This is a genomic window from Thalassobaculum sp. (genome assembly GCF_040219215.1).
Lineage (GTDB): Bacteria > Pseudomonadota > Alphaproteobacteria > Thalassobaculales > Thalassobaculaceae > Thalassobaculum_A.
This window is the reverse complement of sequence record NZ_JAVJSX010000001.1, coordinates 166,241-184,755: the sequence shown is the minus strand read 5'-3', so window position 1 is coordinate 184,755 and position 18,515 is coordinate 166,241. Positions and strand designations below refer to the sequence as shown.

Below are 18,515 nucleotides of genomic sequence, written 5' to 3'. Positions count from 1 at the left end.
ATCAGTGCCGCTACTCGGCTGCCCGGGCGTTCGGACGGCCGAAACGGGCCTCCATCTCCCGGCGCACCTTGAAGATCTGACTGGTCTCGTCGACGTCGACGTCGGCCCAGGCCAGCCGCTCACCCAGCTTCACGTCACGCTTCAGTCTGACGTTGTGGGCGAGACCGAGTGGCAGGTACCCATTCTCCAGCGACGCATCCGCCGGGGTCTGCTTGCCCCAAACGCAGTAGCCACCCTCGCCGTCCAGGGTCTCGCCGGCCTTCAGGTCACGCTTGGCCGTCGCCACCACGTCTGAGAAGAAGCCGATCGGGCTGCCAGTCGGCTCGTTGCGCAGCGCGGCCGACGCCACCGACACCCCGAGTTCCAGGCCGATCATGTGGGTCGGTCGGTACAAGGCGGCATACTTGAACGAGCTGTCGTGGAGCATCTTGTACTCCTCGAAGCAGTAGGTGGCGTAGTCGGTCTCTGCCTCGACCACCACATAGGTGCCGAACTGCAGGTTCACCGGCACGTCCGTGCCGTCGCGATACAGCGACGACACCACCTCGGTCGTGCCGTCGAAATCGACCTGCCCACCGGCCGATTTCGGCTTGCACACTTCGGCCAGTTCCAACCGCGACGACGGCGGGAAGTGCAGCCCGTCGGCCTGCGGGCGCAAGCCGGTGGCGTTGCAGACTGCCGACATCTCGATGCCGGATTTGGTGCCGTCGATGAAGCTGTTGAACATCTTCGGGTTCAGCCGGCCGCGCTTAACCATCTCCAAATCGAAGCCGAAATTCTCCCAGACCGTGTCCGGCGTCGACGCGTGGTGGCGCGGCAGGTATCGGGTGCCCTTGCCGGCGCAGACCACCTTGAAGCCGATCGACCTTGCCCAGTCGACGTGCTCACTGATCAACGCCGGCTGATCGCCCCAGGCGAGGGTATAGACCAGCCCGGCCGCCTCGGCTCTGGCCGCCAGCAGCGGGCCCGCGACCACATCGGCCTCGACGTTGACCATGACGATGTGACGACCATGGTCGATCGCCATCAGGCAGTGCTTGATGCCGATCGCCGGATCGCCGGTCGCGTCGATCAACACCTCCAGCCCGTCAGCCTTGATCAGCGCCTCGGCGTTGTCGGTAACGAACGTCGTACCATGCTTGAGCGCATCGTCGAAGCTGGACGCGGCGTACCGCTCGGCTTCCCATTCTATGTGCCGCAACTGGTCCTTGGCGCGCGGCACGTCGAGGTCGGCAATGCCGAGGATGTGCGTCCCCTTGGTCAGTCGGGCCTGCGACAGGTACATCGCGCCGAACTTGCCGGCGCCGATGATCCCGACCCGGACCGGGCGTCCTTCTTCGGCCCGCTTGGCCAGCATGCGAGAGAGGTTCATCGAGTTCTCCAGTTCACGACTATCCGGCGGCGCGCGATCAGGCTGCGTGACGCTCCTGTGCCGCCAGTTCGGCCAAGCAGTCGTCGGACAACGGCTCGATTGGCGTGAAGTCGCGGTGCGCAATCCACTCCGCGCGCTTGAAAGCGCGGATGTGGTTGTCGACGTGGCACAGGCTCAGATAGACGATGGTGCGCGGGAACGGGCTGATGTTCGGCGGGCTGGCGTGCACCAGGTTGCCGTGGAACACGATGATCGATCCGGCCGGCCCGGTCGGCGCCACACACCCGCCCTCCTTCGCCAAACGGCTGACCTCGTCGCGCGACAGTGTCCACAGCGGGTAGCTGGTGGTCTCCAGGTCATGGCCGGCCTCCAAGGTCCCCGCCTTGTGGCTGCCCGGAATGAACATCAGCGGACCGTTGACCGCCGACACGTCGTCCAGGAACAGTGCGATGTTCATGGCCCGTGGCTCCGGCATCTCGTCGTCGCGGTGCCACGTTCCGAAATCCTGGTGCCACTGCCAGACATCGCCATCGAATGCGGCTTTGGCGTTGATCTTGAACTGGTGCATGTAGACCGGTCCGTCGAGCAGCTGCATCACCGGCTCGACCAGCCGTGGGTGCGCGCCGAGCCGCCGGAAACCGTCGTCATAGGTGTGGGCAGCGAACGCGGTGCGGGCAACACCCGTGCTCTCGCGCCATACCTCCTCGCGGTCGAGCTTGAAGATCGACTGGGCCCGGCGGTGCAGCACGCTGGTCTCTTCCGGGGTGAATGCGCTCGGCAGGAACAGATAGCCTTCCTTGTCGAACTGCTCGAGTTGGTTCTTGTCCAGTTTCATGGCGTTTCCTTTCGCAGTCAGGCCCGCTACGAGTCTCAGGCCGTGTTGGCGCTCCGCGCCTTGCTGATCAGTCGCCGCCGGGTTTCCTCGCCGGCCCGTGCAGCGTGCTCGCGGGCCAGGGTTTCGGCGGTTGCAGCATCGCCGCCTCGGATGGCATCGGCGATCGCGGTGTGTTCATCCCAGATGCGGGTGGCCAACGACCGGTCATTCTTGACCACAGCCATCACCCGACGGATCTGCGGGCGCTGCCCATCCGACACCTCGGTCAGCACGGGATTGCCCGACAGCGCGTTGATCGCCGAGTGGAACGACAGGTCCCAGTCAACGGCCGCCGGAATGTCGCCCGCCTGTTCGGCGGCGGCGCCCTTGGCCAGCGCCTCGCCCAGGGCGGACAGATCAAGCGTCGGGTCGGCAGCCACCCGCTGCGCCGCCAGACGAGCCGACAGGCCCTCCATCACCGCGCGGACTTCGTAGAGGTGGTACAGGCGCTCCGGGTCGATCGGCGCCACGACCAGCCCGCGCACCCCCTGCTCGACCGCCAGGCCCGAGCTCTTGAGCATGGCCAGCGCATGACTGACCGGCTGCCGCGAGACACCGAGGTCGGCGGCCAGCTTTTCCTGTCGCAGACGTTGTCCAGGCGGCAGCGATCCGATGGAAATTGCATCGACCAGTCGCTCATAGACCTGATCGATCAGTACGGGACGGGACTCGAGTGTGCGAAGTTCCACCGAACGCTCCTTTGAATTCTGAATTCAATAACGTGGATCCGGCGATGTCAACGCATCAGTGTAACGCAAATGCAAAGAGCCGCCCCATGGGACGGCCCTCCACACACTTATGCCAAAACGTCACCCCATGAGCGGATCAGGCGAGGTCGAAGCGATCCGCGTTCATTACCTTGGTCCAGGCGGCCGCAAAGTCACGCACGAACCTCTCCTTGGAGTCCTCGCATGCATAGACCTCCGCGATGGCCCGGAGCTGCGAGTTCGAGCCGAAGATCAGGTCTACACGTGTGCCGGTCCATTTCAGTTCGCCCGTCGTCCGATCGCGCCCCTCGAACACCTTCTCGTCACCCGAGACCGCTTTCCATGTCGTGGCCATGTCGAGCAGGTTCACGAAGAAGTCGTTGGTGAGCGTCTCGGGCCGCTTGGTGAAGACGCCATGCGCGGACTGCCCGACATTGGCGTTCAGCACCCGCATTCCACCGACCAGGACTGCCATTTCGGGAGCGGTCAGCGTCATCAGCTGGGCGCGGTCAACCAGCAGTTCCTCCGCCGATACGGCGTAGTCGGCCTTGAGGTAGTTGCGGAAGCCGTCGGCGACCGGCTCCAGCACGGCGAACGCGTCCACGTCGGTCTGTTCCTGCGACGCGTCAGTGCGTCCAGGCGTGAAAGCAACCTCCACGCTCTGCCCGGCGTTCTTGGCTGCCTTCTCGACGGCGGCACAGCCACTAAGAACGATCAGGTCGGCGAGCGAGACCTTCTTTCCGCCGGACTGCGCGCCGTTGAACTCGCTCTGGATACCTTCAAGGACCTTCAAGACAGTTGCCAGTTGGGCAGGCTGGTTAACCTCCCAGTCCTTCTGCGGGGCCAACCGTATACGCGCGCCGTTGGCACCGCCGCGCTTGTCGGAACCTCGGAAGGTGGCCGCCGACGCCCAGGCGGTCGAAACCAGTTGGGAAATCGACAGACCCGACGCCAGGATCTTGGCCTTGAGCGTGGCAATGTCCGCTGCATCGATCAGCTGGTGATCCACTGCGGGGACCGGATCCTGCCACAGCAATTCCTCGGCCGGCACGAGCGAGCCCAGGTAGCGCGAGCGCGGCCCCATGTCGCGGTGTGTCAGCTTGTACCAAGCGCGGGCGAAAGCGTCGGCGAACTCCGCCGGGTTCTTGTGGAATCGCCGCGAGATCGGCTCGTAGGTCGGATCCATTCGCAACGCCATGTCCGCAGTGGACATCATGGGCGCGTGACTCTTGGACGGGTCGTGGGCATCCGGAACGGCATTCGCGGCCGATGGATCCGTCGGCTTCCACTGCCATGCCCCGGCGGGACTCTTCGCGAGTTCCCAGTCGTAGCCGAACAGGGTGTCGAAGAAGCCATTGTCCCACTTCACCGGATTGGGGGTCCAGGCACCCTCCAAGCCGCTGGTGGTCGTGTCGCCGCCCTTGCCGGTTCCGAAGCTGTTCTTCCAGCCGAAACCCTGCTCTTCGATGCCGGCACCCTCGGGTTCACGGCCGACGAGCGCCGGATCACCGGCCCCGTGGGTCTTCCCGAAGGTGTGCCCGCCGGCAATCAGGGCGACCGTCTCCTCGTCGTCCATCGCCATGCGCGCGAACGTGTCGCGAATGTCCCTGGCGGACGCGAGCGGATCCGGTTTGCCGTTCGGCCCTTCCGGATTCACGTAGATCAGGCCCATCTGCACGGCGGCTAGAGGGTTCTCAAGCTCCCGGTCCCCGCTGTAGCGCTTGTCGCCGAGCCACTCGGTCTCCGTACCCCAATCGATGTCCTCTTCGGGCTCCCAGACATCGGCTCGACCGCCGGCGAAACCGAAGGTCTTGAACCCCATGGACTCCAGGGCGCAGTTGCCGGCGAGAATCATCAGATCGGCCCAAGAGATCTTGCTGCCGTACTTCTGCTTGATCGGCCCGAGCAGTCGGCGCGCCTTGTCGAGGTTCCCGTTGTCGGGCCAGCTGTTGAGGGGCGCGAAGCGTTGCGTGCCGGACGATGCACCGCCACGGCCGTCGCCGATCCGGTAGGTCCCCGCACTGTGCCACGCCATGCGGATGAAGAGCGGCCCATAGTGGCCATAATCGGCCGGCCACCAGTCCTGCGAGTCGGTCATCAGCGCGAAGAGATCCTTCTTCAACGCTTCCAGGTCGACCTTGTTGAACTCCTCGGCGTAGTTGAACGCCCAACCCATCGGATCGGACAGCGAGGAATTCTGGTGAAGGACCTTCAGATTGAGCTGATTTGGCCACCAGTTGCGGTTGGACGCACCCTCAGAGGCGCTTCGTGCGTGCATAACCGGGCATTTGCCGGCGCTCTGTTTGCCATCACCGTCCATGTCTACCTCCCAATGCGGCTGAATGAGTTGAGCTGTCCGGCAGGCCTTCGACCATTCTCCGTTGGGAATGCCGAACAATCGTAAGACTTCAGGCTGTTCCAACCGATCGATATGGCATGGCTATCAATCACCGTGGCGAACCGCTGAAACGGATGCGATGCGCCCTCGCCGACGCCATAGCGTCGTCGATCCGTCTGCAGAGATCACGGCGTGCCAACCTTCCGTACCGGGCGATGGGCGCCCTTTGTCGGCTAGGCGTTGTAGAGCGCCGCCATCAGGACGTACTGAAAACGCGGCGTGCTTCTGGCGCTGGACCATGGTTGCCTCCATCGACAACGGTTCGAACGAGCCGAACACGATGACCATAGTGGCAGACTCACCATTTTAGAATGAGTCCAATCTACCAATGGCAGCGATAGCCGAAGCCTATACTCCGGCGCTTCCCACGGTGAAGCCGCCGCAGACATACAGGATCTGACCGGTTACGAAGCTCGATCGACCGTCCAGGAAGAACGCCACCGCGTTGGCGATATCGGCTGGGACACCGATCCGGCCCACCGGGATCGAGTCCAGGATCTTCTGGGTACGTGGGTCCTGGGAGGGGTTGGCGGCGCGCCACAGCGGGGTCTCTATGCTGCCCGGCGCCACCGAGTTGACGGTGATCCCATCGCGCGCCAGTTCCAGCGCCCAGGTCTTCACCAGACCGTGCAGTGCCGATTTGGAGGCGGCATAGCTGGTCCGCAACTCCTTGCCCAAGGCGGCGCGCGATGAAATCGTCACGATCCGTCCGGACTGCGCCGTCTTCATGCCCGGCAGCAGGGCCTGGGTGATACGGATCGCGGGCCGCACATTGAGTGCCATGACGGCGTCGAAATCCTCCAGCCTGGTGTCCTCAAGCAGGTTCGGGCGGACGTGGCCGACGTTATGGACCACACGGGTGATCGGGCCGTCCGACAGGGCCTCGCGCATAGCCGCGTCGGTGGCATCGCCGTCCATAAGGTCGACCTCGATCCATCGAGCGGCGGTCGCGGGTTCGGGGCAAACCCGATCGAGGATCGTCACCTCGTAGCCATCGTCCAGCAGCCGGTCGACAATGCCGCGCCCGATCGACTGGGAACCGCCCGTCACCAGAACCCGCTCCGCCATTGCACCCTCCCCCATCCTGTCGGCCTCCAGCTGGACCGCCGCGTTACCCGTCGATCGTTCGGATCGGCGCGCCACCGGCCCAGGCGGCGATATCCTCTACCATCTGGCCGTAGAACAGCCGGTAGGTGTCCTCGCTCGAGTAGCCGATGTGCGGGGTCAGCACCACGTTGTCGAGCTTGCGGATCGGGTCGTCAGCCGGCAACGGCTCCTTGGAGAACACGTCGATCGCCGCCGCTCGAATGCGCTTGGCCCTCAGCGTTTCCAGGAGCGCCGCCTCGTCGACGATCGGGCCGCGGGAGGTGTTGACCAGGATCGCCGACGGCTTCATCCGGCCGAGATCCTCGGCAGCAATCAGCCCGGTGGTCCGATCAGACAGCAACAGGTGGATGGTGACCACGTCCGAGCGCGCGAACAGCTCGTCCTTCGACACCAGCTCGGCGCCGACCTCGGCACAGCGCTCGGCGGTGAGGTTCTCGCTCCATGCGATGACATTCATGCCGAACGCCGACGCCCCGATCTTCGCGACGGCCGAACCGAGCCGGCCGAGCCCGACGCATCCCAAGGTCTTGCCGGCGAGGTCGAAGCCCATGCGGGTCTGCCAACCGCCCTGGTGCATGACCTGTACATCGTGCGGAACGTGCCGGGCGGTGGCCAGGATCAGGGCCCAGGTGTGCTCTGTGGTGCTGGTGCCCGACGTCGCGGTGCCGCAACAGACCACGCCCCGCTTGATCGCCGCCGCGAAATCGACCGACTTGTTACGCATGCCGCTGGTGATGAACAGCTTCAGGTTCGGCAGGCGCTCGAACACCGCCGCCGGAAACGGCGTGCGCTCGCGCATCGCACAGACGACTTCAAAGTCGGCCAGCCGGTCCACCAGGGCATCGTGCTCAACGAGGTTGTCATTGAACACGACCGTCTCGAATCCAGCCGGCAGGCTGTTCCAGTCGGCAAGATCGAGGGCGGCGTTCGCGTAGTCGTCCAGGATCGCAATCTTGGGCATTCAGTCCTCCACCGTCAGATCAATTTCGACCTATACAACATTGTTATTTTGACGTTCTTCTCTGTCGAACGACCGTACCGTCGGCCGTCAGTCCGTCGATCTCTGCCTGCGAGAAGCCGTGGTCGGCCAAGATGTCCTGGCTGTGTTCGGCAAAGCGCGGCGGCCGGCTCTTGATCGCACCCGGCGTTCGCCGAAACTTGATCGGGATGCCCCAGGACCGGTACCCGTCCTTCTCGATCGCCATCTCGCGATGGATGGTGTGCGGGTGCGTCATCACCTCCTCGGTGTTGCGTACCGGCCCGATCGGCAGACCGGCCGCAAGCAAACGGTCGGTCAACTCGTTGCCGTCGACGTCGGCCAGCAGCACCTCGAGTTCGGCCCGCAGTTCGTCGCGGTTGACCAGCCGGTCGCCGTTGGATTTGAACCGCGGGTCCTCGCCCAGTTCGGGCTTGCCGAGCTCGGCGCAGAGCCGCTTGAACGCCCGGTCGTTGCCGCCGGCGACGAACACGTCCACCGTCCTGGTCGGAAACAGGTCGTAGGGGCTGATGTTCGGATGCTGGTTGCCGGTCTGCTTCGGGATCTTGCCGTTCAGCGAGTAGTTCGCGACGTGTGGATGCATCAACGCCAAGCCGCAATCGTACAGCGTCATGTCGATGTACTGGCCCTGCCCCGAACGCTGGCGTTCGTACAGCGCCATCATGATGGCGTTGCAGGAGAACAGGCCGGTGCCGATGTCGACCATGGCAAGGCCGAGCCGTGTCGGCCCGCTGTCCGGGGCGCCGTTGACCGAAAAATGCCCGACCATCGCCTGGATGATCCCGTCATAGCCGGGATAGCCACCGTACGGCCCATCCTCGCCGAAGCCGGAGATCCGGCAATGGATCAGCTTCGGGAAGCGTTCGCGCAAGACCGCCTCGTAGCCGAGCCCCCACCGTTCCATCGAGCCCGGCTTGTAGTTCTCGATCAGCACGTCGGCGCCGTCCAGCAGGCGCAACAGAACCTCCTTGCCCTTGTCGGTCGACAGGTCCAGGCCGAGCGACCGCTTGTTGCGGTTCACCCCGAGGAAGTAGCTGGCGTCGCCGCCCTCGTCGAACGGCGGGCCCCAATCGCGAACCTCGTCGCCCTGAGGCGGTTCGATCTTCACGATGTCGGCGCCGTGGTCACCCAGCAACTGTGTGCAGTACGGTCCGCCGAGCACACGGGTGCAATCGATGACCTTGAGACCGGCGAGCGTGCCGCCGGACGAAGTGGCGTCGGCCACGGGTTCCTCCTTGGGGATTGGCAATCGGGTCGAACGGATGCGGATCGTCGCGCGGGGCGGGCGGCGGAGCACGCCGCTACGCCGCCTTCGCGGTTCCAAACACGGAGGCGGCGAAGGCCGGGTAGACCTCGGCGATCTGTTCGGCGACCGGCCCGCGGATCAAGGCCAGCGTCGCGGCGTCCGGCACCGGCGTCTGAGGCACCGCGTCCGACGCGTCGTAGGCGAAGCCCGTGTTCTCGGCGACCTCCCCGGTCGTGTGACCGGGGTGGACGCTCTCCAGCGTGAACCGGGCGCGGGACCTGTCGAACGCGAACACGCAGCGGTCGGTGATCATCTTGTACGGTCCGCCGGGACGATAGACGTTGGGATCGGACGCGCCGGGCGCGGAGATGAAGTCCACCGTGTCCACCAGGGTGCGTACCGTATGCTCCATGCGGAACAGGATCACCCTCGGCACCACGTAATACAGGTAGGCCGACCCGAACGAGCCGGGGAACCGCGCCTTCGGCCGGTCCGGGTCGCCGATCGAGACCAGGTTGATATTGGCCTTGCCGTCGATCTGCGCCCCGCTCAGGAAGAACGCATCGATCCGCCCCTGCCCGGCGCAGTCAAACAGCTCCTTGCCACCGTCGGTGAAGAAATTGTGCTCGCGAGAACCGAGCACCGACACCCGCAGGCCGCCGCCGGAACGCGCGCGCGCCAGCAGCGCGGCCGCCCCCGGTACCGGCGACGAGGCGCCGACCGCGACATGGCGCAAGCCTGCCAGCATGTCGGCGATGCTGCCGATCAGGATCTCTTCGGGACGGATGTCGGTCATTCGGCGGCCTCCCGCCCGACCACGGTTTCCGACAGGTAGCGCGCGAAGCCGTCCTCGGTCCTTGCCATCTCGGCATAGCGTGCCAGATGCGCCTGATCGGCGTCGTAATGCCCGGGCAGTGCCTGCGGCCAGGCGCCCTGCTTGGCTTCGGCCATCGCCGTGACATACAGCGCCGGAATGGTGCCCGCGGCCATGGACGGATCGGCGGTCAGGTCGCCGTCGACGAACTCCTCCACCGTCACCAGGGTGTCGCGGGCGGCGTGGGCCATCAGCATGCATTCGCGCCGGACCCCGATCCATACATTGCCGTGGCGGTCGGCCTTCGGTGCGTGGAACACCGCAAAATCCGGACGCAGGGCCGGGATTGCCACCACCGGGTCGTTCGCACCGAACGGGTTGTCGATCACCCGCCAGTCCGGCCGACGGACCAGGATGTCGGAGCCGATGAGGCCGCGCATCGCGCTGAACGGCGCCCCCCGCTCGGCCGCCTGCAACCCGGCGTGGATCGCCGGACAGGTGGCATCCAGGGTTCGCAACCGGCCTTCCTTGACCGCCGCTGTGAAGCGCGGCGCCAGGCCGTTCTCGCCCAGCGTCACCGCCGAGGTCTCGACCGTCGCCACGCAGCCGGCGCCGATCAGCACGTCACCGTGATATCCGAACACCGGGACGCCGATGAGGTGGAGGTTCTTCACCCCCTTGCGGATCGCCGCCCGCCACAGGGCATTGGCGCAGTATGAATAGTCGGGCGGCACCGCAATCCGGGCACCATCCGGAATTTGGGCTGCCAACGCCTCAACGCTCGGCAACAGGTCGGTCATGGGAGCGTCCTCCTGAAAGTCAGCGGAATTCTGCGCGCCGCCACGCCATGCCGCAACCGCACCGGTCGTCGCGACACCGTTCGCCGGATCGACGGGCGCTTACTGCCCGAACCCTTCGATTGCCGCCGGATAGCCGTTGTAGGCCTGCGCGACGGTCCAGCCGGCATCGATCGGCAAGGTGACGCCGGTGATCGCCGCCGCCTGCTCCGACAGCAGGAAGACAATGCCATCGGCGATGTGCCTTGGTCGAACAAGCATCTTCAACGCTCCGGAATCCTTGATCTTTTCCGGATCGCGATGACCGCTGTCGATGCGCGCCTGGATTGCCGGGGTGATGGTGTAGGTTGGTGCCACGGCGTTCACCCGGATGCCGTGGATGCCGTACTCGCAGGCCAGGATCTCGGTCAGGTGCCGCACCGCCACCTTGCTGATGTTGTACGCCGGGATCGGCATCACCGCGAAGCTGTTGATCGACGCCAGATTCACGATCGCACCGGCCTGGCGCGCCTTCATGCGCCGGGCCGCGGCCACGTTCACCGACCAGGTCCCGCGGTAGTTCACGTCCATGACCCGATCGGCCTCGGCACGGTCGGTGCGCTCGGTGGTCATGGCGTTCTGCAGGATGCCGGCGGAGTGGACCACCGCGCCGACCGGACCGACCGACGTTTCGATGTCGTCGAACAGATCCTCGACCGCCTTGTCGTCGGCGACGTCGACAGTCCGGACGTGAACCATGGCGCCGGTCTTGCGCAGGCTCTCAGCGACGGCTTCCGCCGCTTCGCCATTGCGGTCAGCGAGCACCAGGATCTCGCCGTTGGCCGCCAACAGCTCGGCGGTCGCCTGCCCGATGCCGCTGCCGCCACCGGTCACGACGGCGATCCGACCCTTGCTCATGCGTTCTCTCCCGATGTGTTGGTTAGTCTTCCGCCTGCCCGGCGGTCCGGTCGGATTTTGGCCCGGCACGGGAAGTCGAAGATACCCGGCACCGGTGAAAGGGTGCGGCTACAGAACCGCATCGATCTCGGTCTCCGAAAGCCCGGCCTCGCGCAGAACTTCGCGGCTCTGCTCGCCAAGTTTCGGCTGATGGTGGCGGATCGGCAGCGACTGCCGGTCGAACCGGAACGCCGCGTCCGGCACTTCAATGGCGCCTTCGCTGGGATGCTGAAATGGTCGGAAGAACCCGGTCGCCACCAGCTGAGGGTCGGTTTCCAGGTCGGCGAAGCTGTTGACCGGACCGCACGGGATCTCGGCGGCGCGCAGCGCCTCCAGCCACTCGGCGGTGCTGCGCTTGCCGATCTCGGCGCCGGCTATCGCGTACAGGTCGTCGATGTTCAACGCCCGTCGGGCGATGCTCTCGAAGCGCGGCTCCAGTGAGCGCTCGGGCGTGCCGATCATCTCCCAGAACCGCTGCCACTGCTTGTTGGTGTAGGGCAGCATGCAGATGTAGCCGTCGCTGGTGGCGTGCGGCTTGCGCTGTTTCGACAAAGCCCGCGCGTAGCCCGCCGGCCCCTCGGGCGGCCGAAAGGTCGCGCCGTACTGGTGCTCGAGCAGGGTGTAGCCGACCATGCTCTCGAACATGGCGACCTCGACGTAGACACCTTTGCCGGTGCGCAGGCGCTGGACGACGGCGGCAACCAGCCCCGTGGCCGCCAGCAGTGCCGCACTCTTGTCGGCGACGATCGACGGCGTCAGCATCGGCGCGCCATCGCGGACCGTGAAGGCGTTGGCAAAGCCGGACTCGCCCTGGATCACGTCGTCATAGGCCGGGCGGTCGCCGTATGGCCCGTCCTCGCGATACCCGTGCAAGCCGCCGTAGACGATCTTCGGGTTGCGGGCCATCACCGCGTCCGGGTCAAAACCAAGGGCCTGCATCTTGCGGGGCCGCATGTTGTGGACCAGCACGTCGGCACCATCGACCAGCCGCCACAACGCTTCCTTGGCGGCCGGCTTCTTCAGGTCGATGGACAGGCTGCGTTTGTTGCGGTTGCTGCCCAGGAACACCGCCCCCATGCCGGGACTGCGCGACGGGCCCAGGTTGCGGGTTGCATCGCCTTCGGGCGGTTCGATCTTGATCACGTCGGCGCCCAGGTCGCCGAGGATCTGGGTGGTGTAGGGCCCGTAGATGATCGACGTGATGTCGAGCACCCGGATTCCGGACAGCGGCAGGAACACCGGGCTCTCCCCCTAATCAGCGGCGCTGGTCAAACCGACGGCCGACCAGGGCGGCGGCGATGTTGATCTTTTGGATGTCGATGGCGCCGCCGGCAATACCCCAGCCCCAGCCATCACGAAGCTTCTGCTCCATACCGTATTCCTTGGCGTAGCCGTATGCACCCATGACCTGCAGGGCGGCTCCGGCAACATCGCGGACCATCTCGTTGGCGAAGCACTTGGCGAGTGAGCTGTCCAGCACGCTCGGCAGGCCGTCCTCGGCGTTCTTCGCGGCCCGCCAGATCAGCAACCGCGACGCCTCGACCCGCATCGCCATCTCGGCCAGCTTCATCTGCACCGCCTGGAACTCGACCAGTTCCTTGCCGAATGCCTTGCGCTCCTGGACATAGGCCAGAACCTGGTCCAGCGCCGACTGGGCGATCGCGAGGCACATGGTGGCGTTGCCGCAGCGCTCCAGGTCAAACGCCTCCATCAGCTGGCGGAAACCGCCCGCCGGCACGATCAGGTTGGCCTTGGGCACCCGGACGTCGTCGAAGAAGATGTCGGCAGAGGGAATGCCACGAAAGCCCATCAAGCGCTCGCGCTCGCCGAACGAGACGCCCGGCATGTCCTTCTCGACGTAGAGTGCGCCGATTCCCTTGGCACCCGGTGCGTCGGACAGCTTGGTGTAGACCACATAGGCATCGGCGTGACCGCCGCCCGAGCACCAGCGCTTCTGGCCATTCAGCACAAAATCATCGCCGTCCTCGACCGCGCGGGTTTTCAGATCGGTCAGCGCGGTGCCGGCGTCCGGTTCGGACATGGCGACGGCGCACACCAGGTCGCCGGAACAAACCTTCGGCACCACCTGGCTGGCCAAGGCGGACCCTGCGAAATGCTCAACCGCGCGCACCGGGCCAACCGAACTTTCGAAGATCGGGAACGCCACCGCCGGCGAAACCTTGGCGAATTCCTCCAGCACGATCAGCGCTTCCAGATTGCCGAGACCGAGCCCACCGAACTCCTCGGCGACGTTGATTCCGAGGAAACCCATCTCGGCGTAGCGCTTGATCCATTCCTTGGGCAGCGCCTCGTCCTCGGTCTCGAGCCGGCGTGCGACCTCGGTCATCTCGCCGGTGGCGAACGCCCGCGCGGTGTCGCGCAGCTTCTGCTGGTCGTCGGTCAGCCTGAAATCCACGCCCGTTCCTCCTGCTCCGGAAATCGCGCAAAACATGACCGGGCGCCGGATCGATGTAAATGAACGCTTTTATCATCTGATGAAACTTACTAAGGAATCCAGCTAGGCACTGAATGGAAACGACAGCGATGGCCTCCTACCAGCCGGTTACCGCGGTGCTGCGCGGCCTGGACGTCCTGGCCGCCACCAGCCGGCTCGGCGGCCGGGCGACCCTGGCCGAAATCCACCGGCTGACCGGCCTGGACAAGTCGACCATCCTCCGGATGCTGGAAACCCTGGAGCACGCCGGCTTCGTGGTGCGGAATGACGAGCGACGCAGCTACCAGGTCACCGGCAAGACCCTGCAACTCAGTGCCGGCTACGATCGCCATCAGGCAGTCGGCACCATCGTCGCACCGGCCCTGACCGCCTTCCGCACGGCGGTCGGCTGGCCGTCGGACGTGGCGCTGTTCGACCACGACTCCATGCTGGTGGTCGAGACCTCGCGCGAGCCCGGGCCGATGTTCCTGAACCGCCGGCCCGGCTACCGTGCGCCGGTCCTCGGCACCAGCCTCGGTCTTGCCTATGTGGCGCATTGCAGTGAGGGCGAGCGCGGCGCCGTCCTTTCGACGGCGGCGGCCGATCCGGCGCCGTGGAACGATCTCGCCCGTGACCGCGACGCGGCAGAACGCATGTTCGAGACCATCCGCCACCAGGGCTACGCGACCATGAGCCCCGGCTACGGCCGGCAGGAGTATGATGGGCTGATCGGCAGCCTCGGCGTGCCGATCATGCGGGACGGCCGGATCTACGCCGCGATCAACACACTGTTCCTGTTGAACGCCCTGACGGTCGAACGCGCGGTTGCGACGTTGCTCGTACCGCTTCAGTTGACCGCCACACGGCTCGCCGCCGATTTGGCCCGGCACGCCGCCGACTGACGCTCAAGTATATTTCAATCGCGGAAACTGACGAAGTCATCGAGCGGTACCCGCTCGGTGATCAACTGGTTCTCCACCGACGACCAGTCGGCATAGCCGAGCGACAGGCCGCACACGACCACCGTCTCCTCGTCGAGGCCGAGTTGCGCGCGGATCACCTTGTGGAACCCGGCGAACGCCGCCTGCGGGCAGCTTTCCAGCCCATGCGACCGGGCCAGCACCATGATGTTCTGGATGAACATGCCGTAGTCGAGCCAGGAGCCGATCTCAAGGTGGCGGTCGATGGTGAACATCATACCGACCGGCGCATCGAAGAACTTGAAGTTGCGACCATGCTGGGCGTGCATGCGTTCGTTCTCGCCGCGGGCGATGCCGAGCAGGCCATACAAATCCCAGCCGACCTTCCGGCGGCGCGACAGGTAAGGCTCACGAAACTCCTTCGGGTAGTAGGCCCACTCGTTGGTGTGCTTCTCGGGACCATCGAACGCGGCCAGGACCGCCTCGCTGAATCGGTCCTTGGCGGCGCCGGTCAGCACATGCACCCTCCAGGGCTGCATGTTGGTGCCCGACGGTGCGCGCGCCGCCAGCGCCAGGATCCGCTCGACGGTTTCGCGAGGCACCGGCGTGTCCAGGAATGCGCGAGCCGATCGACGCTGCGACACCGCCTCCTCCACCGGATTGGCGGGAGCGATCGGCAACGGAATACGGGGTGCGGTCGGCGGGGGTGAAGCATCCATGGCCGCGGAGGCTACCCCTTCACCCGCGCGTCGCCAAGCTGATGCTGCAGTGCGGTCAGATCCAGGGCTTCAGCACGATCCACAGGCCGAGCAGCAGCAATGCCCAGAACAGTACCTGACGGAACCGCTGCTCCGACAGCCGGCTGCGCACCCGTCGGCCGATCTCCATCCCGACCAGAGCCGGCACAACCGAAATTGCGGACAGCATGATCAGTTCGTCCGGCAGCAGGCCGCGTCCACCCAGCCCGATCGCAAGCGCCAGGGTGGCCACCAGGAAGGTCACCCCCATCGACTGCACCAGTCGGTCGCGGGGCAAGCCGAGCGCCTGAAGGTACGGCACCGCCGGCATCACGAACGACCCGGTCATGCCGGTCAGGATGCCGGTCGCCAGTCCCATCACCGGCGACAGCGGGCCTTCCCACCTGCCCGGCCTCGGCCAGGGAGGCGTCGTCAGTCCGATCGTGCCGTAAAGAACGATGGAGACGCCCAACAGCGCCGTCAGCGTCGACGTCGCAATCACCGCGCTGGCCCCGCTGGCCGCCAGCACACCGATTGTCAGCGCCAGCAGAAACGCCCAGAGCCGCCGCAGCACCTCGCCCAGGGCGCCACCCACGACCGCCTGCCAGACATTTGTGATCAGCGACGGCAGCAGCATGACCGCGATCGCTGCCTCCAGGCCGATCGTCGCGGTCAGCAGCGCCAGGGTCACTGTGGGCAGGCCCAGCCCGACGACGCCCTTCACCGCACCAGCCAGCAGCAGGATGGCGGTGATCAGCGCCAGGGTGGCGGGGTCGGTCGCGAGGAACTCGGTCATGGCGGTGATCCTATCGACCGCACCATCGCAACGCTTCGGTCACAGCCGAAGTATTGTCGGCGATCATCGGTCCTTCAGCATCTCGTAGTGCGGGATGCCGTCCTCGTCGTACGGCCCGTATACCGCACGATAGCCGAGGCTCTCGTAGAACTCCTTCAGGTAGGCCTGCCCGTTCAACCGCACGCTGGGCGAGCCGAACTGCTTCTGCGCGAACCGATGGCACTCCGCCATGATCGCCCGACCGAGGCCACGACCGCGTCCGGCCGCCGTCGTCAGGATTCGGCCGATCGCGGTCTCGGCGTAGTAGTCGCCGGGCGCGAACATCCGGGCCGAGGCCAGCAGCGGCGCATCCGGCGCATCACCGTCGTACCCGAACAGGTGCCAGGCGACCGCGTCCTTGCCGTCGATGTCCGGATACGGGCATGTCTGCTCGACGACGAACACGTCCTGGCGCGCTCTGAGCAGCGCGTAGAGCCGGTCGCGGTCCAGGTCGTCCCAGCGGTACCAGCGCCATAGAACGGCATTGGCGGTCACGGTCGCGCCGCCTGCTGGACGCCACTTCCCGTGCGGGCCTGCAGAACCGCGGTCAGCGGCACCAGCACGAATCCGTCCGCCTTCGCTTTCGATATCCAGGATTCCAGGACATTCAGGGTGGCATCGCGCGGATGACCGATCGCGATCGCGGTGCCGGTCGCCCGCGCCACCCGCTCGGTCTGCGCCAGCCTCAACTCGACCTCCGCCGCGGTATCGGTGTTGTCCAGGAATACGTCACGCTTGGTCGCAGGCACGCCGAGCGAACGCGCGGTCATCTCACCCACGCTTTTCGGCGTCGTCACGGAATCCAGGAAAAGCAGTCCGTTGTTGCGCATCGCCTCGGCCACGATACGCATGCCTTGCGCGTTCTCGGTGAACAGGCTGCCCATATGGTTGTTCACGCCGACAAAGCCGTTGAATTGCTTGAGACTCCAATCCACCCGGCGCGCCACTTCCTCCGCACCCAAGTTCATGTCCAGCACGTTGGGGCCCGGGTCGGCGTCGTGGCCGTGCGGCTGCATCGGCAGGTGGACCAGCAGTTCATGACCTCGGCTGCGTGCCCGTTCTGTCTGCTCGGTCAGGTCGTTGGCATAGGGAAGAAACGCCAGGGTAAGCGGTGCCGTGAGATCGATCGCGCGGGCGCTACGCCGTTTGTCGATCCCGAGGTCGTCCAGCACGATCGCGATCATCGGCCGGCCACTCGCCGGTTCGGCGGCCGCTGCGAACTGGCGCCAGGCCGGAGTGGTCCCGTTCGGCGTCAGGCTGCGCGGCAACGCAGGCGGTGAAACCACATCCGGAGTTGGCGTGTGCAACACGGCCGGAGCCGGCGCGGCAGGCGGGGATTCCCGAACCGGCGAATGCGGCAACCGGATAGACGGCACGCCCGCGGGCGGCACCACTGCTGCCGCCGAAACTGGCTTGGGAGTTTTGGGCGCCGCGGTTGCGGTCACCGGGGACGACGTCGACACAGGGCCCGACACCCAGGCACCGATCGCGATTCCGGCGCCAAACAACGCCCCGGCCCCCATCAGCACCGCTGCGGCACGCACCCACGATGACGCCGACGGCACTCGTCGGCGTTGAGCTTTTCGGGGTGCCGCCCGCCTTGCCATGCTTGCTGCTTCCGTGCCGGTGGTCGGGTTGTTAAGGTAGCAATGCCTCGTTGCGGCGCAATGTTAACAAACTTTCACAAGCTGCTGAAATGTTTATTCTGATCGATAACTACGACAGCTTCACATACAACCTCTACCATTTCCTGGGCGAGCTTGGCGCGCGATTCGAGGTGCATCGCAACGATCGGATCACGGTCGACGCGATCGAGGCGATGAACCCTCAGGGCATCGTCATCTCTCCCGGCCCCCGCGATCCGGATCACGCAGGCATCTGTGTGGAGTTGGTCGAGCGGCTGGCGCCGAAGGTGCCGATGCTGGGGGTTTGCCTTGGACACCAGACCATGGGCCAGGTCTTCGGTGGAACGGTTTGCCGTGGCCCGCTACCGATGCACGGCAAGGTGTCGACGGTGCACACAGACGGCCGCGGCCTGTTCGAGGGCCTGCCCCGGGACTTTGCGGTCACGCGCTATCACTCGCTGGTCGTAGGCGACGAGCGATGGCCGGACGTGCTGGAGAAGACCGCATGGACAGACGACGGGGTCATCATGGGGCTGAAGCACCGTGACTACCCGTGCTGGGGTGTCCAGTTTCATCCGGAGAGCCTTGCCTCGGAGCACGGCCACCGAATGCTTGCGAACTTCCTGCGTCTCGCCGGATTCAACGGCGCGCCCATCCAACCGATCGAGGAGATCGAGGCGCGTCTGAAGCGGTCCGGGACCCACGGCTGAAGAAGA

18 protein-coding genes are annotated in these 18,515 nt (G+C 65.7%); 2 read left to right on the top strand and 16 right to left on the bottom strand.

Annotated features, from left to right (window positions below; genetic code table 11):
* Positions 1 to 10: 10 nt before the first annotated feature.
* The 12 genes from RIC54_RS00960 to RIC54_RS00905 all read right to left on the bottom strand — a co-directional run bounded on the left by RIC54_RS00960 (position 11) and on the right by RIC54_RS00905 (position 13,664).
* Entirely contained in the window at positions 11 to 1,372 is a 1,362-nt protein-coding gene (locus tag RIC54_RS00960) for an NAD(P)H-dependent oxidoreductase (RefSeq protein ID WP_350097696.1), read from the bottom strand.
* 37 nt (positions 1,373 to 1,409) lie between these two features.
* On the bottom strand, positions 1,410 to 2,207 hold the full coding sequence (locus RIC54_RS00955) for a phytanoyl-CoA dioxygenase family protein (RefSeq protein WP_350097698.1): 798 nt from the start codon (positions 2,205 to 2,207) through the stop codon (positions 1,410 to 1,412).
* Between the two features lie 35 nt (positions 2,208 to 2,242).
* Entirely contained in the window at positions 2,243 to 2,935 is a 693-nt protein-coding gene (locus RIC54_RS00950) for a GntR family transcriptional regulator (protein WP_350097700.1), read from the bottom strand.
* A 136-nt stretch (positions 2,936 to 3,071) separates the two neighbouring features.
* The gene (gene katG / locus RIC54_RS00945; protein WP_350150412.1) at positions 3,072 to 5,273 is read right to left on the bottom strand and encodes a catalase/peroxidase HPI; all 2,202 of its coding nucleotides are present in this window, start codon (positions 5,271 to 5,273) and stop codon (positions 3,072 to 3,074) included.
* A 426-nt stretch (positions 5,274 to 5,699) separates the two neighbouring features.
* Positions 5,700 to 6,419, bottom strand: coding sequence for an SDR family oxidoreductase (locus RIC54_RS00940; RefSeq protein WP_350097704.1), 720 nt, complete (start codon positions 6,417 to 6,419; stop codon positions 5,700 to 5,702).
* 43 nt (positions 6,420 to 6,462) lie between these two features.
* A complete protein-coding gene (locus tag RIC54_RS00935; RefSeq protein ID WP_350097706.1) occupies positions 6,463 to 7,419 on the bottom strand; it encodes a D-2-hydroxyacid dehydrogenase family protein in 957 nt (318 codons plus the stop codon).
* A 43-nt stretch (positions 7,420 to 7,462) separates the two neighbouring features.
* Positions 7,463 to 8,680, bottom strand: coding sequence for a CaiB/BaiF CoA transferase family protein (locus tag RIC54_RS00930; RefSeq protein ID WP_350097708.1), 1,218 nt, complete (start codon positions 8,678 to 8,680; stop codon positions 7,463 to 7,465).
* A gap of 76 nt (positions 8,681 to 8,756) precedes the next feature.
* Positions 8,757 to 9,497: a CoA-transferase gene (locus RIC54_RS00925; RefSeq protein ID WP_350097710.1), complete on the bottom strand. Its 741-nt coding sequence runs from the start codon at positions 9,495 to 9,497 to the stop codon at positions 8,757 to 8,759.
* Positions 9,494 to 10,315 carry a CoA transferase subunit A gene (locus RIC54_RS00920; protein WP_350097712.1) on the bottom strand — a complete coding sequence of 274 codons (822 nt, stop codon included), beginning with the start codon at positions 10,313 to 10,315 and terminating at the stop codon, positions 9,494 to 9,496. The genes RIC54_RS00925 and RIC54_RS00920 overlap by 4 nt, the downstream gene beginning before the upstream one ends.
* A 99-nt stretch (positions 10,316 to 10,414) precedes the next feature.
* On the bottom strand, positions 10,415 to 11,209 hold the full coding sequence (locus RIC54_RS00915; RefSeq protein WP_350097714.1) for an SDR family NAD(P)-dependent oxidoreductase: 795 nt from the start codon (positions 11,207 to 11,209) through the stop codon (positions 10,415 to 10,417).
* A 108-nt stretch (positions 11,210 to 11,317) separates the two neighbouring features.
* Entirely contained in the window at positions 11,318 to 12,487 is a 1,170-nt protein-coding gene (locus RIC54_RS00910) for a CaiB/BaiF CoA transferase family protein (RefSeq protein ID WP_350097716.1), read from the bottom strand.
* A 16-nt stretch (positions 12,488 to 12,503) separates the two neighbouring features.
* Positions 12,504 to 13,664: an acyl-CoA dehydrogenase family protein gene (locus tag RIC54_RS00905; protein ID WP_350097718.1), complete on the bottom strand. Its 1,161-nt coding sequence runs from the start codon at positions 13,662 to 13,664 to the stop codon at positions 12,504 to 12,506.
* Between the two features lie 128 nt (positions 13,665 to 13,792).
* Here RIC54_RS00905 and RIC54_RS00900 point away from each other — a divergent pair, with 128 nt between their 5' ends.
* Positions 13,793 to 14,584, top strand: coding sequence for a helix-turn-helix domain-containing protein (locus RIC54_RS00900; RefSeq protein ID WP_350097720.1), 792 nt, complete (start codon positions 13,793 to 13,795; stop codon positions 14,582 to 14,584).
* A 14-nt stretch (positions 14,585 to 14,598) separates the two neighbouring features.
* On the opposite strand, the gene RIC54_RS00895 is transcribed toward RIC54_RS00900, so the two are convergent.
* From RIC54_RS00895 to RIC54_RS00880, 4 genes are all read right to left on the bottom strand, one after another.
* On the bottom strand, positions 14,599 to 15,246 hold the full coding sequence (locus RIC54_RS00895) for a nitroreductase (protein ID WP_350097722.1): 648 nt from the start codon (positions 15,244 to 15,246) through the stop codon (positions 14,599 to 14,601).
* A 130-nt stretch (positions 15,247 to 15,376) separates the two neighbouring features.
* Positions 15,377 to 16,135 carry a sulfite exporter TauE/SafE family protein gene (locus tag RIC54_RS00890; RefSeq protein ID WP_350097724.1) on the bottom strand — a complete coding sequence of 253 codons (759 nt, stop codon included), beginning with the start codon at positions 16,133 to 16,135 and terminating at the stop codon, positions 15,377 to 15,379.
* Between the two features lie 63 nt (positions 16,136 to 16,198).
* Complete coding sequence (locus RIC54_RS00885; protein ID WP_350097726.1) at positions 16,199 to 16,669, bottom strand: GNAT family N-acetyltransferase; 471 nt, start codon at positions 16,667 to 16,669, stop codon at positions 16,199 to 16,201.
* Complete coding sequence (locus tag RIC54_RS00880; protein WP_350097728.1) at positions 16,666 to 17,484, bottom strand: divergent polysaccharide deacetylase family protein; 819 nt, start codon at positions 17,482 to 17,484, stop codon at positions 16,666 to 16,668. Before RIC54_RS00880 ends, RIC54_RS00885 begins: the two co-directional genes overlap by 4 nt.
* Before the next feature lie 386 nt (positions 17,485 to 17,870).
* Here RIC54_RS00880 and RIC54_RS00875 point away from each other — a divergent pair, with 386 nt between their 5' ends.
* Positions 17,871 to 18,509, top strand: coding sequence for an anthranilate synthase component II (locus RIC54_RS00875; RefSeq protein ID WP_350097730.1), 639 nt, complete (start codon positions 17,871 to 17,873; stop codon positions 18,507 to 18,509).
* Positions 18,510 to 18,515 lie beyond the last annotated feature (6 nt).